The organism is Fretibacter rubidus (genome assembly GCF_041429785.1).
Taxonomy (GTDB): Bacteria; Pseudomonadota; Alphaproteobacteria; order Caulobacterales; family Maricaulaceae; genus Fretibacter; species Fretibacter rubidus.
This window is the reverse complement of the sequence record NZ_CP163423.1, coordinates 823157-844530: the sequence shown is the minus strand read 5'-3', so window position 1 is coordinate 844530 and position 21374 is coordinate 823157. Positions and strand designations below refer to the sequence as shown.

Below are 21374 nucleotides of genomic sequence, written 5' to 3'. Positions count from 1 at the left end.
GCCGCTCAGTGGACCTAACCTTTGATCACAAAGTTCTGGATAGCGCCAAGGCGACGCGGCGCTATTTTGCAAAATTTGAACGCATCATTTTGCATTTATCCAATGTGGCAAAACTGTCGCGGAAAGAAAAACTCATCACAAGCGCCGAAGAGGCGATGCTGGGCGTTTATTTAACGCATTTATCAAATACCTTTACCGCCTTGTCGTTCAAACATTTAATGACCCACCATATGGGCGACACGCAAAGCGCAAGCTCTGTCACTGGCAGTTTCGCGATTGATAAAAATGAGAGCGGCTTTCCAGTTTTTGGTGAATTATTGCAAATGGCATCAGATGCCACCCAAGCCAAAAAACATCTGAAATCCTTACCCAGTCAAGAGCGGCTGAAAAAGGATATGATTACCCATATATTGTCAGAGCAATCCGCCCCAACCCAATTACAATATGCCTTGTCGCAACGCATCTATTATGAATATTTGCAGAATAAGGATTTGTTCCTAACCCAAAATCACCCCCAAATCACATGGGTCGGGAAGGATGCAAATCACCGCCGTCGACGTTTCCTTATCCATTGGGCGACCTATGACAGCCAAAGCAATCTACCTGTACTTTACCTTATGGAGCTTGACGATACGGCCCACCGCGCCCTGCCCCATGATGAACGCCGTTGGCCACGCGTGCAGAGCCATTTAATGGCACAAGCCGTATCAGGCCTAAAGCTACTGACGATTGCCCAAGGTTTTGACAAAGACTTCGATACGCTTCACCCGACACTGCTGCGCAGATTTCATTTGGGGCCGATGTATAGCCATACATTCACCCAGCAAAAAGGCCCCATCCGCGATGTCCTGGCCGAAGCCGACGGCGGGCCTGGTCTTGATTGGGCCGTTGCGTGGACCGTGGAGTCGCTCGTGTCAGAAAAAAGTACAAAAGAGAAAGTCGGTATATTTAAAACCGCAGAACGCCAAGTGTTTCACCTCAATAAAACTGATTTTGATATGGCTGATAGCGGGGCAACCGATATGCACCGTTCGCTTATTCTGCCCCATAATGCATTTCAAATTTTAGAAGAAAAACAATCACGGCATTTCCGGAACGTCCGCAAATATGTTGTGGGCCAAAACGCCAAAATACTCAGCTATAAATAGGACGCCCATGTCAAACACTTCTGACCTCATGCCCTTAAAAGAAGACCAGATACGCCAGAAATACGGTGTGGCGATTGATTTGTTGACAGGCTTTGATCACACGCCGCGCCTCGCCAAAAATAAAATAGACGGCTCGGCAAGCGGGGCACGCGAGGAACGCTCCCCTGGGGTCGGTACGCGCAGACGGTTTCGGTCCACCACCCCCGGCCTTGTAACGCAGTCCACAGCACGGCCAGAAGGCGTTCGCCTGATTGACCGTGTGCACGGTGCCGATGAGGATGCCAGTCTAGAGGACGCCCTCGTCAGCCCTATTCAGGCCAGCGTGTTGCAAGCGTTACGCCGCGCTTTGGCGACCTCTATGGTTGTTGTCGATCAATATTCGGATCAAACGGGTCTGACCGCGCTTTTAAAAGACAATCTGCAAGGCAGCCTTGCCGCCTCTCGCACCGCAGAATTCAATGCCTTATTGGCATCAAGCGCTGTTATCGCGCTGCATGTCTTTGCCAATATGGCGAGCTTTCTTCTCTCCAGTCATGCCTCTGATGCCTCAGGGCCCACAGTCGAGGTTGGCGAGGTTGAAGAAATACTGACCGATAATTCGCACATCGCTCTCACGGGCGCATTGTGGGAACTTGATCAAGACCTGGCCCTGTTTGCCGATGTTGAAGATAAATTAGTCCCCACGGTGCTCGCCTATCTGGAACAGCTCATGGAAAAGGTGGCCTTACGCGCAGCGAATATGCCACATTTGGAGGCCTTCACCAATGTCAATTACCGTGTCGAAGCCGATGACTTTGACATTAGCGGTTTTACGCCCGCATCACGGGCGCGCTCCACAAAACTGACCATGAGTTTTAAAAAACCACATGAGGTTGTCGGCAATCACATCGCAAAATACCAGGCCATGAAACTGGCAAAAATGCTCATGGCTTATGATTTTGAGCGTAAGTTAAACCCCTTTGCAGAGCTGGGCGGATTTATCTTTACCTTCATGGGCGACGGCGCACCGGGGACGGGTAAAACCACCTTAATTCAAATGATGGCGGGGTTGATAAATGATTATTGCAATCACGCGGGTTATCCCTTTCGCTATGAAAATCTATCGACAGATTCGATTGATAGCTACCAAGGTAAATCCGCGCAAAACGCCAAAGCCTTTATCAAAAATATCATTGACCCCAACGTCATCGGCTTTGGGACGATTGACGATATTGACCAACTGGCAGGGAAACGCGGCGACCGTCAATCCAGCGCCGGTCAACTTGAAATTACGGCCGTGTTGATGGAAAGTTTCGCAGGCGCAAATACCGTCGTGCGCGGCAATTGTACCTTTGGGATGTTTTCCAATTTCCCGGAAAATGTTGATGACGCCTTGCGCCAACGTGCTGCGGCACGGTTTTTGGTCGACGGTCCGCAAAGCCGTGATGACTATATTGATATCTTACACCTGTTGATGGGCAAGAACCACGACATCCCAGTTGGCGATCACACATTATTTGCAGCCCAAGAAATACAAAAGGCCGTCAGCGCCAGCTATGAAAGTTACGCCAAGCCAAAAGAAGAAGGCTTGTTAAAAGTCTATGAAGCCGTGTCAAAAAGTGAGGGTAAACTGAACACCATCGCGAAACTGGGTACTTACCTGAAAGGTATCCAAGAGGCCGATACACGCTTTACGGGACGAGCGATTAAAAACATCACTGACGCCGTGAAAGTCCGCGCCATGGATTTTGAACTGCCTGATGAATGGATGGAAAAACCCGATTTATTTCTGATGAAGGATTACGAGACCAAGAAAAAGATGATTGCCGATCTATCCCAACCCATCACCATCGACATGGTGACCCAAGAGATTAACCGCTATGCTGATTCAGAATTTCGCTATGCCGACAAATCCGACGCGGTCGCCATTGACACTATGGTGCGTGATTTTGGCCGCCAAGAAGAAGCAAAAAAGCGGTTTTTGGAGAGCAAGGCGTGAGCCAAGGCGCGAGATATAAAAGGCTAATGCCATGATGCGCCTCGTTAAAAACGGGTTGATGTTTGGCAACCTTCTGCCTGTGACAGCACCAGCTTTGATTGCGCGCTATAATCGTGCGCTTAATCATTTAATCGGCAGAGAGACGGCGCTGACCGAGTTTCATATTGATATTGCTGGCTATTCACCAGAGATTGGTTTGGAGTTTGAAGACGACCTATATCTTAATCCGCAAGGGTGTAACCGCCTGTTTATCTTGCTGACCACAGATCAGAAAACGGCACCGCTGCTAAACTCCCGCTTCTCCACGTCACGGGATATTTTGCGTCATTACATCGAGGAAAATGAGGAGCAATTGTTTGCCCTGACCGCGCGCGAAGCGGTGGCGGGCGAGTTGATGAATTCTGTCTTTGACATCAAAACGCCCGCAGATCTTTTGAATATCAATCAAGTCGATATTGAAGCTGACACCATCCAAGACCATGTCGCAGAAGCGAGTGTTTTGCAAACCCATATTGACCGTTTTTTAAATGAAGATGACGCTTGGTGGGATGATGTTCTGATTGCGGATATGATTGAACTGGCCAAACGCACAGGCGATATCCAACGCAACCCTGTGGGATTAAAAACGCAAAGCTATGCCCAAGGCAATTATTACACGGACCATATGGGTGGGGTTTATGTGTTTCGCGACACCAAAACGCCGACCATAATCGCCCGCCGCGACATAGAGGGACTGCGTGATTTACCGATTGAAAATATTCTAACGTTTGATGACCGCACAGCGATCGCAGATTTCTTGCGCGACGAAGGCTTGTCAGAATTAATTGTTCAATATGTCAATGATAGCAGCGCCGCGATCATTCGGCAAAAACTAGACTTTGTTGTTATCTCAACGGCCGCTGCGCTGGGCCATGATTTAAAGGGTGTGTCGCGCACAAATGTGCGGATGTTAGAACGGCGATATGCGGCCAATATGCCGCCTGAATATACGGGTTTAATGGAGGTTTACCGTTGGGCATCCAAAGGCGGGAAAGTGCCCGGTTTTCACGCGGAGCACCCTGCCTTTTTCTATGCGCTGCGGTCCAGTCGTCACGACAATATGGACCTTGTCAATATGTTGCTCACGGATTTATCGCGTCTGGATTTCCGGCAATTATTTATCTGTCATAAGCCGCTATTTTACGAGACCTTCCGCGGTTGGTCTGAACAGATGAAAGACTATGCGTGTCAGTTTTTAATGGACGAATATGCGGTAGATAAAGCAGCGGCGCGTGACGCTATATTTGGTGCAGAGCCCGCCATGGAGCCCATGATAGTTGATGACATCAAACCCAAACGCCCCATTGATACCAAAGAAGGCCCGTGGGGTGGTGTCCTTGTGCGCGACGGTAAATATGTTGTGAAAGGTCGCGGTAAGACCCTGCGCGATGAGTTGGATTGGGATAAAGATGATTATAAATCTAAAAAATCCGGCAAGAAAAAACGGCGCAAAAAATGATTATCTGGCTTCGCAATATCGTCCTTATCGTTTTTATCCTCAGCGCAATTTACGCTGTCTTGACAATCACTGGTCGGATGCGCGCAAAGAAACGTTTACAAGCCGAATATGCGATGTTGAAACCTAAAACTGACGAGACCACATTTGTAGCAAGCGGCCTGGTGAAATATGACAAGACGACCCAACCGAAATTGCTCTTGTTTATTTTTATCGTGCCCACAATCACAACCGCGCTTCTTATTTATCTCGCGCAGCACAGCTAGTAAGGTCGTCTTATGACATGGATTAAACGCATTTTACTTTTCGTATTTCTGGTCTGCACAGCCACATTATTGCATTATTATTTGCCGCAACGCGACATCGTCAAAATCGTTGATACAGATGTGAAGCGCATGGATATCAGCAAAGGCTCCCCGTTTTGGGATCGCCAAGACGTCGGCACAGATAAAAACACAACGCGCGATGTTCGCTTTATCTCCACCGTGCGCCCTAATGGAAAAACCAGCGTTTACCGTAATGAGGACACAGGCTGGTCATTTCCATTTTATCTTAAATTTGACAGTAGCGACCTCTCGGCCAAAGCCCAAGATATGGCGAGCGACAAAGATGTCTGGGTCGCGGTCACTCACTATGGCTGGCGCATTCGTTTATTTTCTATTTTTCCAAATGCAACGAAAATAAAACAAGTCGCAGGGCCAAACACCTTCTTGATACCGTGGTTTAATATTGCGTTTTTATCGCTTCTCGCGCTGCTATATTTCTTCATCTGGAGAACATTACGACGGTGGAAAGCCAAACGCATCGACCCCATTAGTGACAAGGTGGAGGGCGAATTTAAAGACGCCTCTGATGCGGTCAAAGACCGTTTTGATGATGCCGAGAAAAACATCACGGCAAAGCGCGGACGGTTAAAATCATTCATGCGCCGCTGGTTTGGATCGCCTTAAAGACAGTCATATCAAGACGGTATTGCCTTAGCGCCTCGCGTCCCAAAAGCCCAGTTTTGACGTGTTAGTGCGTCTGCATGCCGATAGATAGTCGCCTAGAAATTTTTCGACCCTGACCAGACCCCAGAAAGGGGAGAATTCTTCAGCAATACAAAAGGTTATGGCGGAGACGAAATCCGCCTAACTGATGTTTTTAAGCGTTTCTACTGTTTCCATTTATCCAATATAATCAGTGACTCATTAGCATTGTGGATTATCTGAGTTCATATTGGTTACCCCTTATAATGCCTCCCAAGCTTCAGGAAACACCCTCCACTTTAGTGAAGCAAGTCCAGACCGTAGTTCTTTGACTTCGGTTGTATTGACTTGAAGAGTGATGTCACCAGCCAAACGTTTCCTTCCGGCCCCCAGATAATTCTTTGACCATTTGTAATACTGGCGTTGGGAAATCCCTGCTTGCCCGCATAACTCTGCGATACTGTCTTCACCGCCTAGGCGGTGCAACACAAATGCGAATCTTCTCCTCAGTTGAATAACGCTTACGGGTCTTAAGTTTTATGTCTTCAACAACCCGTTCGTTCCATGCCTGCCTTGTCTTTCTCATTCTTCAATCCCTTAGGATGAAGATGAGCCGAAAGTCTTTCCTAGCCTAGACCCAAATCTGAGACATAGGCCCTGACGTCAAACACCCATTGAATTTGACATAGCAAAAAATGAGTGACTAAGGCGTTTACAATGCTATGGCCATTTAGGCCTGCCCCCTAAACGGAATTAAGCAAGATGGCTAAGCCTTCGGATACACTATCATGCACCATCAAAATATTACATAAAGACCGTATTATATTTATTTCTACGCAATAACTTCATGAGGAAGGCCTGCGTTTAGACTTTCAATAGCTGCATCAATAGCTTTTGGATCAGAGGTTCCGATGTAAAGCTCTTTTGAGCTTTCAGCCATGCGCTCAATCACGGGGCCGATTGTCGGAGTTTTGCGTTTGCAGGGACAGTCGCCCCAATCAATTTCGATATTGTCAGCTGTTACTGTGCCTCCCCAGTAGGTTTGAACAGGTAAATCGAAAAATGCGCCGCGACCTTGTTGCACCCCCTCGCGCGGTAAGACTTCTCCAGTGTCAATGTCGATTAAAAACGGAATAATCCACGGCGGAATGTGAAAACGCTCAAAATCACAGTGATCAAATCCTGTAATAAGTTCCGTCATGCCATAAGCATCTTTGTAAAGCGTGCCAGGTCCTGCGAAGCGCTTGACATCATCTAATAAATTTTCACTCGCCGGGTTATTTTTAAATCCGCCCACTGTATTGATGAAACTATCTTCCATCAGCATGTTTTCCATACCGCGCTGTAGCCCAGCGGTGGCAAAGTTGTGAATAATAATAGGCGTACCAAACAACATTATCCGTTTTTTGTATTTCAACATCGCTACAGTATCCAGAATGCGCTCTTGCAATAGCGGGACGTCTTTATAAACGGCCTCGGCTTCGGCCAAACGCATTTGAACATAGTCCGATGGCGCGGGGGCCTCTTGCACACCCTCAGATAGGAGCTTTTGGCAACGCATCACATAATGATGGTGATCAGAACTTAGCGCCATAGGCAAAAAGGGATAGAAATCACTTGGGTCTTCGGTAACAAGATTGCGTAAAAGATCAGCGCCGCGCAAAATTGATGTACGCCCAAAAGCTTGTGCTGGCCAGACAATCGCAAAAGGCCAATCCCCGAACGTAAATTGGCGACCCCAATTACGTTCTGTAAATTTCATCTGCGTGATCGTGTACTGCTGCTTAACCTCTTGCTTGCCACGCGGATAAAATGACAACCGCCCAGACGTACCAGAACTGTGGCAAATTTCCAAATTAGTCTGATCGTCAATGGCGTCCATCCAATCATCCATTGTCTCAAAGCCTATGTCCGCAACGGCTGATAGATCATTAGTCGTCAGCCGAGACAGCCATTTCGTTAGCGCGCGAAAATTTTTCTCTAAGACTAAATCTTCAGAATAGGCTTTATAAATATTATGCGGGAATAAGAGCGGGACAACATCCTCAAGCGCTCGAATCTCATCAATCCCTTGCACATGCGCCATAGCGCCCAGCGGAGTAATTTTATCCTTCAAGTCAGAAAACCGTCCCTGAAGTGCCGCAAGCTGTAAGGCCTCAACCTCCGCCCGAGGATGCTGATGCGCCTCCCAAGCGTCAAAACCAAAATACTCTGCCGGGTCGTCTGCGAATTGTGGGTTCATGGTTTTCTTTCATAATAAGGCTAAAATAAACTTCGAATGAGAACAAACAAACTATAGATTTATATAGGTTCATCAGCTCTGATTTTTTCTATCAAAGCTTTATGCGCTTTATCCATTGCGGCGTTCACATTACGAGTCATTTCAGGTTTGCCATAGCGATATTGAAGCTCTGTATCCGGCGAATAAACGGAATAAACAGAATAGTCTTTGCCATTATATTCCACTTTTAAATCAATAATTAAAGGTGAAATATTGTTTGTGAGTTCGGCAGGGTCAAACCACCCTGCTGTCATTTCATCGCGCGAACATTTGGGTTTTAAGGTGATGTCTTCGCCAAAAACACTTCCACCTAAATAATAATCAAATTGCCCCGAAGCGGCAAAACCGCCACTCGTTGCTTGATCCATCATATTTTCGGCTGAATTTAGATAAATGTTGTAGTATTTAACTTTAGGCTGTTGATTCACCTTCGCAATTACAGTTTTATCAAGATTCTCAACGCGCTCTGGCGCAACCTTATCTGTTCCCAGTTTAAAAACAAAATAGTCGCAGTTTTGAGGCCAAGTAGAAAGATTATGGGTTTTTTTACTTTTTAATTCCGTCGCTGCTATCTGGCTTTTAGTAAAACTTAAGGCATTACATCCTATTAAAAAGAAAATGGAAACTGATAAGCATAAAACTAGTGTATCTTTATGTAGAAAAAATCTCATGCCAGTTCCATTCAATAAAATTTATTCGTCTAGGGTAATTTCATCCACTTCGCGACAACGAGCATCAACAATTTTTTCTCCATCTGTTGCATAGAAACTAACGAATTTTTTTGACCTACCCTGCTCGACTTTATCAAAGCTAATAGTTTCCTGCATTTTTCCATTCTGAATAATAAACTTCATATCATCGGGGTTAAACGCCTCTAAGTGTAATAGAACAGCACCAGAAGAAAAGTCTCTCCGGCAGTATAGATTGTGCTCATCACGATAAAAGGTATCCGCTACTTTCCTCCAACTCTTAGCATCAATGACACTGCCTATCAGAGGAGACGGCGTATCTTTTGTGTCGACATTATATTTGTCAAATTGTTTTAAGAAAATCATTTGGTATGTATCAACATCTGCTTGGTCCTGCTTATTTGCAAATTCGTATGTTAAAAAATATAGACTTCCTACGCTATCTGTAAACAAATCGTCCTTTATGAGTTTATATGAGCCTAACTGAAAGTAATCATTATGATCCAAAGGTTCAGTCTTATATGATTCTGACCCATGATTATTTTGGCCGTATGCACTACTCAATATTTGCCAAAGGGCAAAGAAAATAAAAGCACTTACAAAGCCGAATAAAAAATATTTAAGTTTATACAACTAAACCTCGTAACAACGCTAATTTCCATTATACTCTAACTCATTTACGGTAGTATAAGACCTATGGTTAGCATATGGAGAAGTTGAAGATACTTGTGTCATGCTCGACATTAATACGTTATCTAACGCAGCTGCATTAGCATAATTTCCAGCCCATGTAGTATTCTGATCTAGCAAATCAAAGCTTCCATCTGGCTTAGCTATAACTACAAAGGTATGGTAGCCATCTGCAACACCTACGGCTGCCATTCCAGAGTCAAACCCTGCAATTAATGCACCTATGCTTTGGTCAAAAGCAGTAGCGTTAGCTCGCTCTGTCCAAACTGATCCGTCAGCCAAAACCCTAGTACTCGATGGAGAATGACCTCTATCAACTAAGTCTTTTGAAAATACATCATATGTTTCACTTTTGGAACCGAAACCAATTCTGCTGTCTCCATAAAACTCACGTAAAGAGTCCCTTAATGTAGTAACGCAATCGGTTGTCGGGTGTACTGATCTGTCATTATTGCCAAATGCATCACGCATTTCTTGATGTTGTTCAGCTTTTTCTCTTTGTAACCTTACTAGCTCTTGAAATTGTTGCCATTTAGCTTTTATTTGGTCGAAACCATATGTTTGATTATGCACCCAAACACTTTGTTTACTGACAAAATAGGTATGATCGTCTGATACAGAGAAGTTATAGACAGTCTTAAGACCTTCAACAGCGACAATGTTTGATATAGTTCCAAACTCACCCTCCATACTCACTGTTCTCTGTCCGACTTCCAATTCTCCAGCCGGAACCCAGCCTATCCCTTCAATGGCAAAGGGGTGTTCATGAGTTGTACGTATTGTAACTTCTTCACCTTGAGGATTTCTTACCCTCACGTCCAAAGTTTGTCTATTTTCATATTTAAACAGGTCTTCCACACGTTTTTTATGAATTATGTCAGATTTAAAGTCTTGATCTCGCGCGAAAACGATATCCCCAATTTTGATGTCGGCAATTGGTTTAAAACCGTCTATCGTTCTTACAAGTGTCCCTGCAACGAAACATGCGCCTTCATGTTTATACCCTATGGATTCTAAATCGGCTTTCATGCTGGCAAGTTCCTGCGCTTTAAGCCCCTCGCCAATTTTACCCGCAATAGAGTTTCCTATCGCACTACCAACAACGTTAGGAATTGCCGCAAGAATATTATCTCCAAAATTGGATCCATCAACTAAACTTCGCGCAGCCGAACTTGCTATTGCACTTGCCGCGCCTGAAGCCAATTTACCTGCGATGCCACCACCAACAGCATCACTGATAGCGCCCCCAAACTGCGCGCCAAAACCAGCACCTACGCCAGCCGCAGCTACAGCAGCCCAGCTAAAGCTCTCTTGTAGTCCTGTAGCGACACCAATGCCTTGGCTAATAGCGCTACCTGCTACTGCACGTGCTGCGGCACCAGTTACGCCTGAACCAAACGCACCACTGAGGCCTGCTGTTGCACCGCCGCCGATGGCCGCTAGAGCAACATTTTTCCAGCTAAATTTCTCTTGTATGCCTGTTGCCACGCCAACGATTTGTGAAGCAATAGACCCAGCGGCTGCAGCGCCCGCACCAACAGCAATCGCTGTTAGACCTCCGCCAACTGCAGCGGAGGCTGTACCACCTAGCACGGCACCTATTCCCGCCCCTAAACTACCTGCTGCTGCTGAGCCTACTGGGGCCAATGCTGCTACAGCCGCACCTGCGGTAACGACGGTCACGACAACCGCCACGACGACGAGTAGTATCGCGCCTAGGACGCCGCATTTCTTGCCTTTGGCGGCGTTTTGCGGTTGGGGTGTTGTGGGGTTTAGGTCGCCTTGGACGTCGCCGGGGGCATAGGGTTTGAACGTTGACGCATTATGCGTTGATTTCACCACGCCGGACGGCAGGTTGAGGGACTGCCCTTCGATGAGGGCCGCGCTGCCTGTCATGCCATTTGCAGAGGCGATTTTATACCACAGACTGCTATCGCCATAGATATTAGCCGCAATGCTTTGCAGCGTATCGCCGCTGCGCACGGTATAGCTGCCCGACGTGCTGCCTTGGCTATAGCTATTGATCGCTTTATAGGCGCTCTCAAAGTCAGCGTGATTGGACCCGGTTGTGCGGCCATGCTTAAACGCGCCCGCATTGGTGCCCGTTGTGGGGGTTGTTGTACGGTCCGTTATCGACTGGCTATAGCTTGTGTTGAACGTGCCGTTATTACCGACATAGCCCATTTCTGTGCCGCCGTAGCGGTACCAGATTTCATGCGGATCGCCGCCGGCTTTATTATCGCTTTCATCACGGCGGATGGTTTGACCCTGATTATCATTAGTGAAGGTGACCGTGCGCGCACGCCCGTCGCTAATGCGCGCCGAGACCAGAACACCGCTTTTGGAGTAGCTATAGCTGGTTGAGCTAAGCGTGTTGCTGGATGAAGCTGTATTCGCGTCATAACTTGTGCTACTTTGCACAGCGCCGTTATAATAGGCATAACTATTGGTCGTACTTGAGGTCACCTGATAGCTATTATTTTTATAATTGGCCGAGGTTATGGTAGTGGCCGCCCCTAAAGCATAGCTTGCCGTCCCCGACACGCCGTAGCCATATGTATTAACCGTTTTATAGGTACCATCCGTACGTTTTGTGATTGTAGTGTCGTTTGTAATTTGGCTCTTATTATTATAAGTTTTCTGGCTATCGAAGGCGACCGTTGAGCCGTTCGCCTCATAATCAAGCTGGCGTGTCTGGCGGCCCATGGCGTCATAGCTCATAGATGAGCGCAACGTACCGCCCGCGCCCGGCGTGCCCGTTGTAGATGATGTCGTGCGAACCTGCGTGACCTGCCCACCCGTATTATAGGTGTAATTTTCACGGTGGGTGGTTGTTGTCGTGGTCGCCGTACCGCCCTTTGGGAAGGTGTATGTTGTGGTATCTTTGAGCGTATAAGCGCGTTGCCCCGCTGCATCGTAAGCGATGTCAACACCGTTTGCGCCGCGCACAATGGACGTCCCAAGCAAAGCGCCATCCGCCGTGGTCATGCGGTTCATATTATCGAACTTATACCACATGTCTTTGGTCGTTGGCGTGGTCGAGGCCACGCCCTGCCCGTCAAGCGTACGATGCACCGATAGCGTGCGCCGGATATTGCCCTGCGCGTCATACTCAAACACTTTGGACGCAGCCGGGGTTTTGGCCGTATAGCCAGATTGCGCAGCTGTCCCAAGCTCTTCCCAGCTCTTAATCCGGCCTAAAGCGTCATAAGTCGCTTTAGCGTTTTTAAGCGTCGCATTGACCGTATTAGTATAGGTTGTTGGCGGTTCCCACTCGCCGTAATAATCCCCGTAATAGTTACCATAATAACCTGAGGTATAAGTAATCGTCGTGGATTCAGTGAGTTTTTCAGTGGTAAGATTACCAGTCTTGTTATAACCATAATGTGTGCTGCGCGAGAAGCTACTCGCATTCCATGTCCCATAATTATAATTTGTTCCGCTCACAGTCAGCGTCTCAAGCTTGCCTGTGTTTAAATAAACATAATTTTGCGTATCCGCACCCGCGCCTGAGACCTGTGCTAAGCGTCCGCCCTTATCATAGGTATAATTAACCTGACGGTTCTCCAGATCATGGCTTTGAATGGCCTTGTTAAAGACATCCTTATAGACCTTGCTTTGCTTACCATTTGCAATCGTTGTCGTCTGGAGCCAACCGCCATTGCCTGCCAAAACGCCCGTCCCGCTAAAGCTATAGCTGGTCGCGGTGATATCGCCCCCGATGGCGCGCTGGACAACAATGCGGCCCTGCGCGTCATAATCAGTGGACGCAAAATCAGGCCCACCAGGTATCGTCGTGCCTGTAATTTTATCAAAATAAGAGTTTGTGACCGCAACATTATTCCACTGCTTATATTGCTGCCCAAGCCCGTCATAAGAGAAGTAATCAATCAGGCCGCTAGCGTGATTAATTTGGGTCAGATTGCCCATCTTATCGAAGGTGTTTGTTGTAACCCGGCCAAGCTGATCGGTAATCTTTCGGGCGTTGCCTTGGATATCATAGCCCGTTGTGACCGTGCTGCCATCAGCAGCCGTCGTTTTTGTAATCAAGGCTTGAGTGCCATTATACCCCGTACCCGCCAGCAAGGTTTGCTTGGTCAGATTGCCATTGGCATCTTTACTGGCCACCAGACGTCCAGAGATATCATAATAGTAATATTCCGTGGGGCGGACATTGGATTTAACGCCGTTCTCGCCCGTGATTGACACGGTTGGGCTCTGGACCTTTGTGCGACGGCCCATTGTATTATAGGTGTAATTAATCGTTTTATTATTGGCATCAGTCTCAGAAATCACCTCACCAAAAGCATTATAACCGCGCTTAGTTACAAAATCAGCGCGCAGTTTTGTACCCGCCGCATTATGATGCTCGCGCTCCGGCTCACGCACCTCAATCGCTAAGTTACGCGCATCATATTTAGTAATGACCGCAGCCATATCGGATTCATAATCCGTGTTAATCCTATTGGCATTGGCACCATTAGACGACACACCCCAAACGGCCAGAACCTGCGCAATCGTCTTATTATCAATATTGCGTCCGTTAGACGTCATAACCAGGCTTTGGTTACCGTTATTATCATACATGAAGTATTTATAAGCGCCGTCACCCGAGTTGGTACGCCATAAGCGCCCAGCGTTATCATAAGCCATTTTCTCAGCGTATTTGCCGTTAATCCCGCGCTCTGATACATCACCAAAGGCGTTATATCTGGTGTTCACCGTATCCAATGCCGCCCCCCCGCGGCTCCATGTAGAGCCCGATTTGACCACAGCGCCCTGCGCCGTTACCCGGCCCTCTTTATCAAAGTCATACCCAATGCCTTCAATCTGCGTCGCCCCATTGGTCACCCGCGCATATTCTTCGCGCACCATCTGACCCTTGGCATCATAGCGGTACGTCCGCACAAAACCGTTACCATCCGTCACAGAGGTCAGGCGCCCACCCTTGGCATAAACATAATGAGAATCAGAGGCGACCGTTCCTGTGGTGCCATATTTATAAACACGCGAGACATCATTTAGGCCGTTATAGAGATACTGCACCTTGGAACGCACGCTCCCGTTCAGGTGATCTGTAAAGGCGCTGCGCGTCTCGTAATTCATGCGCCCCTGATTATCATAGGCATAGTCAATATATTCGCCCGTCGCTTCCGTCTTGCGCGTGACTTGACCAAGCGCATTATAGGTATAGCTGATGTTAGAATGCACCGTGGTCTCGCCCGTGCTGCCGTTAAAGACTTTCACATGATAGCGTGTCTCGCCTGTACGACGACCGTTAAGGTCATAAAAGAAATCAGTAATGCGGTTATCCGCCCCACCCGTGCCGTCATGTTTCAATTCACGCGTGACATTGCCATCCGCATTATACGTCCAGTCAACAACATAGCCGCCCGCATCCACCTGACGGGTCTTGCGACCAAGCGCATCATAAGTGCTAACCGTTTGCCCACCATTCGGATCAATAACCTTCGTTACATTGCCATTGGCGTCATACTGATATTGCGTGCGCAAATCATTAGTCGCCGCCGTAATCGACAGGCTAGTCCCGAACTTAGCCGTCTGCACATCATGCACATAGCTGTCCGTCATACGGTTGAGTTTATCATAAACAAAGGTTGTACGGCGGTAGGCGCCTGAACCCGCTGGCGGCGTGCCCAAAGCATTGGTCGGCAAGCTCACCTTTGTGCCGTAAACCCGCGTTTCCATAAGGTTGCTATTGGCGTCGTAAAAATTACGCACCAGCGTGCCCTCAGGGCTAATCTGATGCGTGACGCGGTCCATACTGTCGTAGTAATAAAGCGTGCGCGCCCCGTTCGCGTCTTTGCTCTCAATCAGATTGCCGCGCCGATCATAGGTAAAATACTCAGTCGGCGTAACTGTCGATGCGCTGCTATCAGCCCCTGATGTATAGATGCTAACCGCGTCGCCTTTTTTCTGGATGAGTTGATCGGCATTATCATAAACATAAGTCGTGGTTCGAGCTTCTGTACGCCCAAAAGCCTCAATGGCCTTTGTCTGATTACCACGGCTGTCATACTCATATTTATTGATAATCTCAGATGCTACCAAACCGCCCGTACTGTTGTAGACATTCGCGATAACCCGGCTCTGGGTCATCTGGCCGCGCTTGTCATAAGTATTATGGGTATAGCCGCCGAGCTTATTGCGGACAGAGGCCCGCTGTCCAAAAGCTGTATAGCTATAGGCCTCATATTTACCAAGCGCATCTGTAACGCGGGTCACCTGCCCTAGCTTATCATAGGCAAAGGTCGTCGTCGCCCCATTGCGCTTAACAGTTCTCTGCTCGCCAAAGGCCGTATAGGTAAAGTCTGTATGATAGCCCAAAGCATCCGTGGTGCGCGTGAGCTCCCCCGCACGGTTATAGCTATTCGTCGTCGTATTACCATTCGGATCCGTGGACGTTTTAACCTGACCAAAACCGTTATAAGTGAACGAACTCACCCCACCTTCTGCATTGGTCTGCGTGAGGACATTGCCGCGCTTATCATGGGTGAAGTTTGTGGTTTGATTAGCAGTCGCATAAGCATGCACATTGCGCGTATCAACGACCTGAGTTAGATTACCCAGACCATCATAGGCGTAATTTGTCTGATTACGAGAGCCCGATGTTCCTACATTATATTCAAACTTGTGCTTAAGTCGCCCCGCAGCATCATTGACAAAAAGAACGCGGCTCTCATCCCGGCCCTGGCCATAGGCCCTTATATCCCACGCAACCTCACCATTGGCATAGTAGCCCTTATAATTTCTCGTCCCATTGGCGTCGTAAACAGATGACAAACGCCCCTGATGGTCATAGCTGTATTTTGTATCAACCCAGCCGCCCTTATTGGTGCTGTTTATCGTTGATGTACTCCAGCTATCGGTCGGGGTCACTTTACCCGTCCAGCGGATCTCGCGCGTCATGCGCCCCGCCGCATCATAGTCAAAACGCTTCACATAGCCTTCTGCATCAACACTAAAGCGTAGCACATTGCCAGCCGTATAGTAATTGCGGCTAATGCGGGCATTAGCCGCATTCCCCGCCGCCCAGCTGTTCATTTGCCCCTCAGTCGGTACACTTGAGGTCGTGCGCGTGTTCGCATATTGTGTGGTCTTCGTCACATTACCGCGATTATCGTAATTAAACCGAGTCACGGAACCCGTGCTGTCAATACTATAAACCATTTGGTTTTTAGTATTATAGACCGCGTAACCTGAACGATTAGAACTCGCCGAACCCAAAGCCGCCACGGCGGCCTTAACAGTCGTGTATTTATAATTCGATTGCGTAGAAAGACCCTGAGCATAGTTGATAGTTTGACGCACCAAACCAATAGCGGCACTGCTGCTACCGTAGACATACTCCGTAACCCGCCCTAGAGGATTAATTTGGAAGCGCAAATTTCCTTGGCCGTCATAGACATAACGCGTCAAAAGATCTGTTGCGGTGCTTTTGGAAATTGCACCATGCGCGGCATTAAATGTGCCCGTGCGATAAGCCGTAGGAACGGCATTCACATAGCTATCTTCTTGGATTTTACGCCCTGCCTTGTCATAGGTAATGCGCGTAAGGTAACCATCGCCATTGAGCGTACCTACAACCCGCCCGTCGCGGTCATAAAACGTACGATCAACCGCATCTTTAGCGTTGGCCGATGGCAAATAAGCACTCGCCGATGTGCCCGAGTGCAAATTCGTAAGCTGCGCCGCGCTGAGCTTGTTAAAATAGCCTTTGGTCTGAACAAGACGACCCGCATGATCATAGCTATAGGTCGTGACAGAGCCGTCGCCCATCACCGTGCGCGTGACCTGCCCTTTATTATCATAAGCTGTCCACTGCCAGATATCGTAACTATGGTGATTGGTCGCTTGATTGATATCGCGCCGCACGTCTTTGGCTTGCAGCGTATTATTTGGATTATCCAACGTAGCCAGCATAGCGGTACGCGCAGCTGTGGCCTTGTAATTTGTATAACGCGCAGCCGCAATCTGGCGGCCATTTTTGTCATAACGGAACTCTTGAACAAACCCTGCATGATCAACAATCGCTGTGTTATTGCCTGCCTCGTCATATATAAAATAGGTCTTAAGCCCAGTCTCATCCGTGCTCACCCGAAGCCGGCCATCCTTGTCATATTTATGGGTGGATGTCCCCGTCACATCAAAAGAACCGCTACTGGTCGTGCTAATAAGGTTGCCAGCTTTGTTATATGTCGAGGTCGTGACAGCCCCGCCAGCCGTCGTCACAATCGTCTTGGTCGCCGCATCATTAAACACAATGCTGGTCGTGCCGCCGTTAACGTCGCGCGACGTTACCATGCGGCCAAGGCCATCATAGGTATAGATAGACCCAATATCGTGTGTTGACTTGCTCGTTAAAAGACGCCCGCCGCTATCATAAGTATAGCGTAAGTCCGCATAACCTTCCGCCGTTGTTGCCCCGCCGCTAGCATTCGTATCACCATAATTAATTGTGCGCGTGCGATTGCCTTTGGCATCGTAGAGGTGACGCGTTAATTGCAACTCATTACGGTCGCGCCCGTTCCGCCACGCATCCATTTGCGACAATGTCGGTATCGCCGAACTTGTACTATAGCCGTTCTCTGGATATTGAATCTCGTAAGTGAGATTACCCGCCGAGTCATAGCGGTATTCCGTGACAGAGCCCTGCGCGCTGATGCTATAGCGAAGATGCCCCTCCCCGTCATAAACGAAGCGGTCATAACCCCAAACATTTGACGCGGTTGCGTCAGAACGTTCTGATTGCACCCGCGTCAGATTGTTGTTCGCATCATAGATGTTATTTGTATGACGTCCGGCTTGGTCAATAACCTTGGTGACATTACCCCGTGCATCATATTGGTAAGTTGTGGTTTTGCCCTGCGCGTCCTTAACTGACGTCACATTACCTGAACTGTCATATGTAAAGTAATTAGAGTGATCAATGCCATTGGCAGGGGCATAAATGCGCGAACGCGTTAGCTGTTCATTCGCGTCATGGTACAAAATCGCGCGCGTGCCCGAGGGATCGTAAATATTTGTATAAGCATTATTGCTCGCATATGTCAGCCGCGTCTGCCGATCCGGCTCGCCATTCCCTGGCTTTTGCGTGATGTGCGTAATACGCCCTGAACTATCATAGGCAAAATCAACGCGCGAACCATCCGTTTGCGTAACGCTCGCGATACGCTTAGTCGACCCATGATAGCTATAATTGGTCGCGTAAATCTTGCCATCAGAGACAGAGCTATTCTCAGGCGTAAGGTCCGTTGTAACCTTAATCAGCCGGTTAGAGCTATCATACGCATAACGCGTGCGCGTATGCGTTTTGACGGACCCGCCATTAGCATAGGTCTCAATCGAGGTGATGTTATTTCCAGACCACGTATATTTAAGATAGCCGCCATCCGCCGTTGTTACTTTTGACAACTTTGAACCAGAATATGTGAATGTGACCTTGTTATTGTCACGGTCATAGGCCTCACGGATATAAGTCCCCGTGCCAAAATAAACCTCACGCGCGCCGCTATTGCCGTCTGTCCATGTCCATTTTGATGATGCATAGGTGATTTTATCATGCGCCCCCGCCCCGTCCGTCGCCCAATAAGCCGCAACGCCAGATATGGTCTTGTAAGTATAGGTCACCTCAGAACCATCCGCAGAAATGCGGTTGATTGTGCTACCCGCCGCATTAATCGACCCTGAATGGCTGCGGACCCGGCGATCTGTACTCTGACGCCAATGATCGCCGTTTTCATCCAGCGCGCCTAGAGAGTTATAGGTTCGGCTGATGCCAACATCGCGACCCTTACCAACTAAAAAGTCGTCTTGGCGGTTAATCAATAGGTTGCCTGTCGCGGCATTTACAGAAATAACGTCGCCGCCGCGCCCCTGCACGCCGCCGCCCAAGAGGCCCGCCGTGCCTATCTGCGCGGCAGAACTCCGCTCAAACCCAGCGCCCAGACCTGTAAATACTGCAACCATGATAAACTCGTGATAAAATTACTCTCACTTCCCTAATCAGGAACAAAACAAAAAAGTTTAGAAAAAAATCACTTTTTATTAAGCCATCAGTCAAAAACACTTTTTTAATCTTAAATGTAAAGAGACGTTATAAAGTGTTTAGCTATGTCATCTTGCCACTCATTTGAGAAATTAAGCGGGCACTATTTTATGACGAGTGCTACAGTATCGACAGATATTACCAGCGCCAATGCTCTAAGATGTAAGCCTATCAGCTTATGGCGCGCATGATTGAAGCAATAGAAACTGATTGCCCTAAAGTTATTTAAAGGGACACAATGCATGATGACAAACAGAGTTAATATTGTTGACTAGGCACGTTTGAGATAACTAAACCAATTAAACGCCCTAAAAAAGTTCACAAACCTTTTAGATGGCAAGTTTACAGCGCTTTCGATTTGGGTAGGACACCGGGTCCAATATTTCCTACTGATAGTAGAAAAACATACGGGCGTGTGGTTGCTGTCTCTCATAAAATAGGTTTAGGAGCGGTGAGTTTAATTGAGAATTCCAAAGTTGCGACTTCCGCAAACCTTCGCGACAATGACGTAAGAGTTGCAGTAACAGAAGGCGAAATTGGGTGGGAGTATCTTCGAGATAATTATCCGACAAAATATAAGTCTGTTGAAGCGCTAGTAAGTAAGTCTCATGATATAACAGATACTATGGGGGCGGTCTTACAGAAGAGAGCGGATGTCGCTATTGCAGATTCAATTTCATGTTATCGGTTTTTAAAAGAGCATGATCCAGAAGGACTCAAACTTCATAACCCATTTCTTAACGAGCCGTTGGGAGCTTTCGATTGCGGGTTCATGGTTCCCAAAAGAGAGAAGGTTTTCGCGGCGTGGTTAGAATCTGAATTATTGGAAATACGATTCGATGAGTCATTTCTTGAGTCTGAAGCGAAAGATTTACGTGGCTGGTCAAATCTAGTCTATAGACAAGCCCCAGAGGGAGTAAAACTACCTAAGCTGGGATAATTTAAATGCACCTTTTTAGACCATCTTACCTATTTCTCCCATTATATTCTCCAAACACATTAGCGAGCGCCCCCTCTGGCTCTCGCCAGTGGGAAGCGCGAGCGTATGCAGGCGCCAAGCGGCCCTTGGGCGAAGGCTCAAAGGCTGCGCAGGCCCGCAGCCCGTCGCCGCTTAGAGCGCGGGCCGAGTCAGCCCCGGCTGTAGGTCGGGATGAGCGGCGCGTGATCGGCCTTGTGGCTTTCTTCGAAAGTCACTGGGAAAGCGTGTGGCGGGATGCGGAATTGTCCGTGCGAAGCCGGACGCCTGAAATAAACCCGCGACAGCGGCGCGCGTCAGGGATGGCCGCCGAATGGCCAAGACCGCAAAGCGGGCTTGGTTCACAAGAGCCCGGCCCGAAGCGCTAGCGGAGGGGACGCCCTAAGTCGCAACTCTATAATTATTATGGAATATGCCTGCTAAATAGCTAAACTAAACCCATGCTATCGATCCCGCCTTATATTCTCGCAATAGGAGCCTTCATTGCCTGGATAGGACTGATGCTTACGTGGACGCCCATATCTATGAAATCTCAGAACGGCGCAGAGTAAAGGCTCTGGCCCAAGGCGAGACAGCCCCAGATATTAAAGGCGTCTCTAACTATGAGCGCGCTGAGCTGAGAGAAAGCGCTCACAGAGCTATGCAAGTCACGCCGAGCGAGACATGGATTGGCAGAGGTTTATTCTTCGGCGTACCCGCGATCATTCTCACAGTGTTTCTCGCAAACTCACCGTTTTAATTTTGGCCTTTGGCGCACCAATTCGGCTTAGGTGATTGAGCGCGCCCCTTTATGTGAGGCCATTGCCTTAAATGTCCGGCCATGACACCCGCTTTAGCGACATTTAAGCCATCAGCATCAAGGTCCACCACTAGACGGCCACTGAGAGACCCTCGCATTACGACGGCACTTATTGGCGCGCGGACGGTCGATCAATTGGCGGGTTCATTAAAGAACTTGAACAACCTTTCATTCACGCCTGAGGAATTAAAGCAAATCGATGAGCTTAAGCTAGAAGGCGATATCAATATTTGGAGCAGTTCATCCGATATATAGATGCCGGTCTTTGTACAATTTGGCCG

Annotated in this window: 12 protein-coding genes; 7 read left to right on the top strand and 5 right to left on the bottom strand. The window is 48.0% G+C overall.

Annotation, left to right across the window (positions count from 1 at the left end; all coding sequences use genetic code 11):
- Positions 1-8 precede the first annotated feature (8 nt).
- Genes AB6B37_RS03945 through AB6B37_RS03925 form a run of 5 tightly spaced genes read left to right on the top strand, consistent with a single transcriptional unit; the run spans position 9 to position 5571 of the window.
- Positions 9-1148 (top strand): hypothetical protein, encoded by a 1140-nt coding sequence (locus AB6B37_RS03945; RefSeq protein ID WP_371397604.1) that lies wholly within the window; start codon positions 9-11, stop codon positions 1146-1148.
- Between the two features lie 7 nt (positions 1149-1155).
- The gene (locus AB6B37_RS03940) at positions 1156-3126 is read left to right on the top strand and encodes an ATP-binding protein (protein ID WP_371397603.1); all 1971 of its coding nucleotides are present in this window, start codon (positions 1156-1158) and stop codon (positions 3124-3126) included.
- Positions 3127-3157: 31 nt separating this feature from the next.
- The gene (locus AB6B37_RS03935) at positions 3158-4624 is read left to right on the top strand and encodes a DUF6638 family protein (RefSeq protein WP_371397602.1); all 1467 of its coding nucleotides are present in this window, start codon (positions 3158-3160) and stop codon (positions 4622-4624) included.
- Positions 4621-4887: a hypothetical protein gene (locus AB6B37_RS03930; RefSeq protein ID WP_371397601.1), complete on the top strand. Its 267-nt coding sequence runs from the start codon at positions 4621-4623 to the stop codon at positions 4885-4887. Before AB6B37_RS03935 ends, AB6B37_RS03930 begins: the two co-directional genes overlap by 4 nt.
- Before the next feature lie 12 nt (positions 4888-4899).
- Positions 4900-5571: a DUF1523 family protein gene (locus AB6B37_RS03925; RefSeq protein ID WP_371397600.1), complete on the top strand. Its 672-nt coding sequence runs from the start codon at positions 4900-4902 to the stop codon at positions 5569-5571.
- Positions 5572-5850: 279 nt separating this feature from the next.
- On the opposite strand, the gene AB6B37_RS03920 is transcribed toward AB6B37_RS03925, so the two are convergent.
- From AB6B37_RS03920 to AB6B37_RS03900, 5 genes are all read right to left on the bottom strand, one after another.
- Positions 5851-6099 carry a helix-turn-helix domain-containing protein gene (locus AB6B37_RS03920; protein WP_371398405.1) on the bottom strand — a complete coding sequence of 83 codons (249 nt, stop codon included), beginning with the start codon at positions 6097-6099 and terminating at the stop codon, positions 5851-5853.
- A 322-nt stretch (positions 6100-6421) separates the two neighbouring features.
- The gene (locus tag AB6B37_RS03915; protein WP_371397599.1) at positions 6422-7831 is read right to left on the bottom strand and encodes a hypothetical protein; all 1410 of its coding nucleotides are present in this window, start codon (positions 7829-7831) and stop codon (positions 6422-6424) included.
- Positions 7832-7890: 59 nt separating this feature from the next.
- The gene (locus tag AB6B37_RS03910) at positions 7891-8541 is read right to left on the bottom strand and encodes a hypothetical protein (RefSeq protein ID WP_371397598.1); all 651 of its coding nucleotides are present in this window, start codon (positions 8539-8541) and stop codon (positions 7891-7893) included.
- A 21-nt stretch (positions 8542-8562) separates the two neighbouring features.
- Positions 8563-9192 (bottom strand): hypothetical protein, encoded by a 630-nt coding sequence (locus tag AB6B37_RS03905; protein ID WP_371397597.1) that lies wholly within the window; start codon positions 9190-9192, stop codon positions 8563-8565.
- Between the two features lie 18 nt (positions 9193-9210).
- Positions 9211-19239, bottom strand: coding sequence for a polymorphic toxin-type HINT domain-containing protein (locus AB6B37_RS03900; RefSeq protein ID WP_371397596.1), 10029 nt, complete (start codon positions 19237-19239; stop codon positions 9211-9213).
- Between the two features lie 494 nt (positions 19240-19733).
- Between AB6B37_RS03900 and AB6B37_RS03895 the strand changes: the two genes are divergently transcribed.
- Together AB6B37_RS03895 and AB6B37_RS03890 are read left to right on the top strand one after the other, a co-directional pair.
- Positions 19734-20258 carry a substrate-binding periplasmic protein gene (locus tag AB6B37_RS03895; RefSeq protein WP_371397595.1) on the top strand — a complete coding sequence of 175 codons (525 nt, stop codon included), beginning with the start codon at positions 19734-19736 and terminating at the stop codon, positions 20256-20258.
- 544 nt (positions 20259-20802) lie between these two features.
- On the top strand, positions 20803-21033 hold the full coding sequence (locus AB6B37_RS03890) for a hypothetical protein (RefSeq protein WP_371397594.1): 231 nt from the start codon (positions 20803-20805) through the stop codon (positions 21031-21033).
- The last annotated feature ends 341 nt before the right edge of the window (positions 21034-21374 follow it).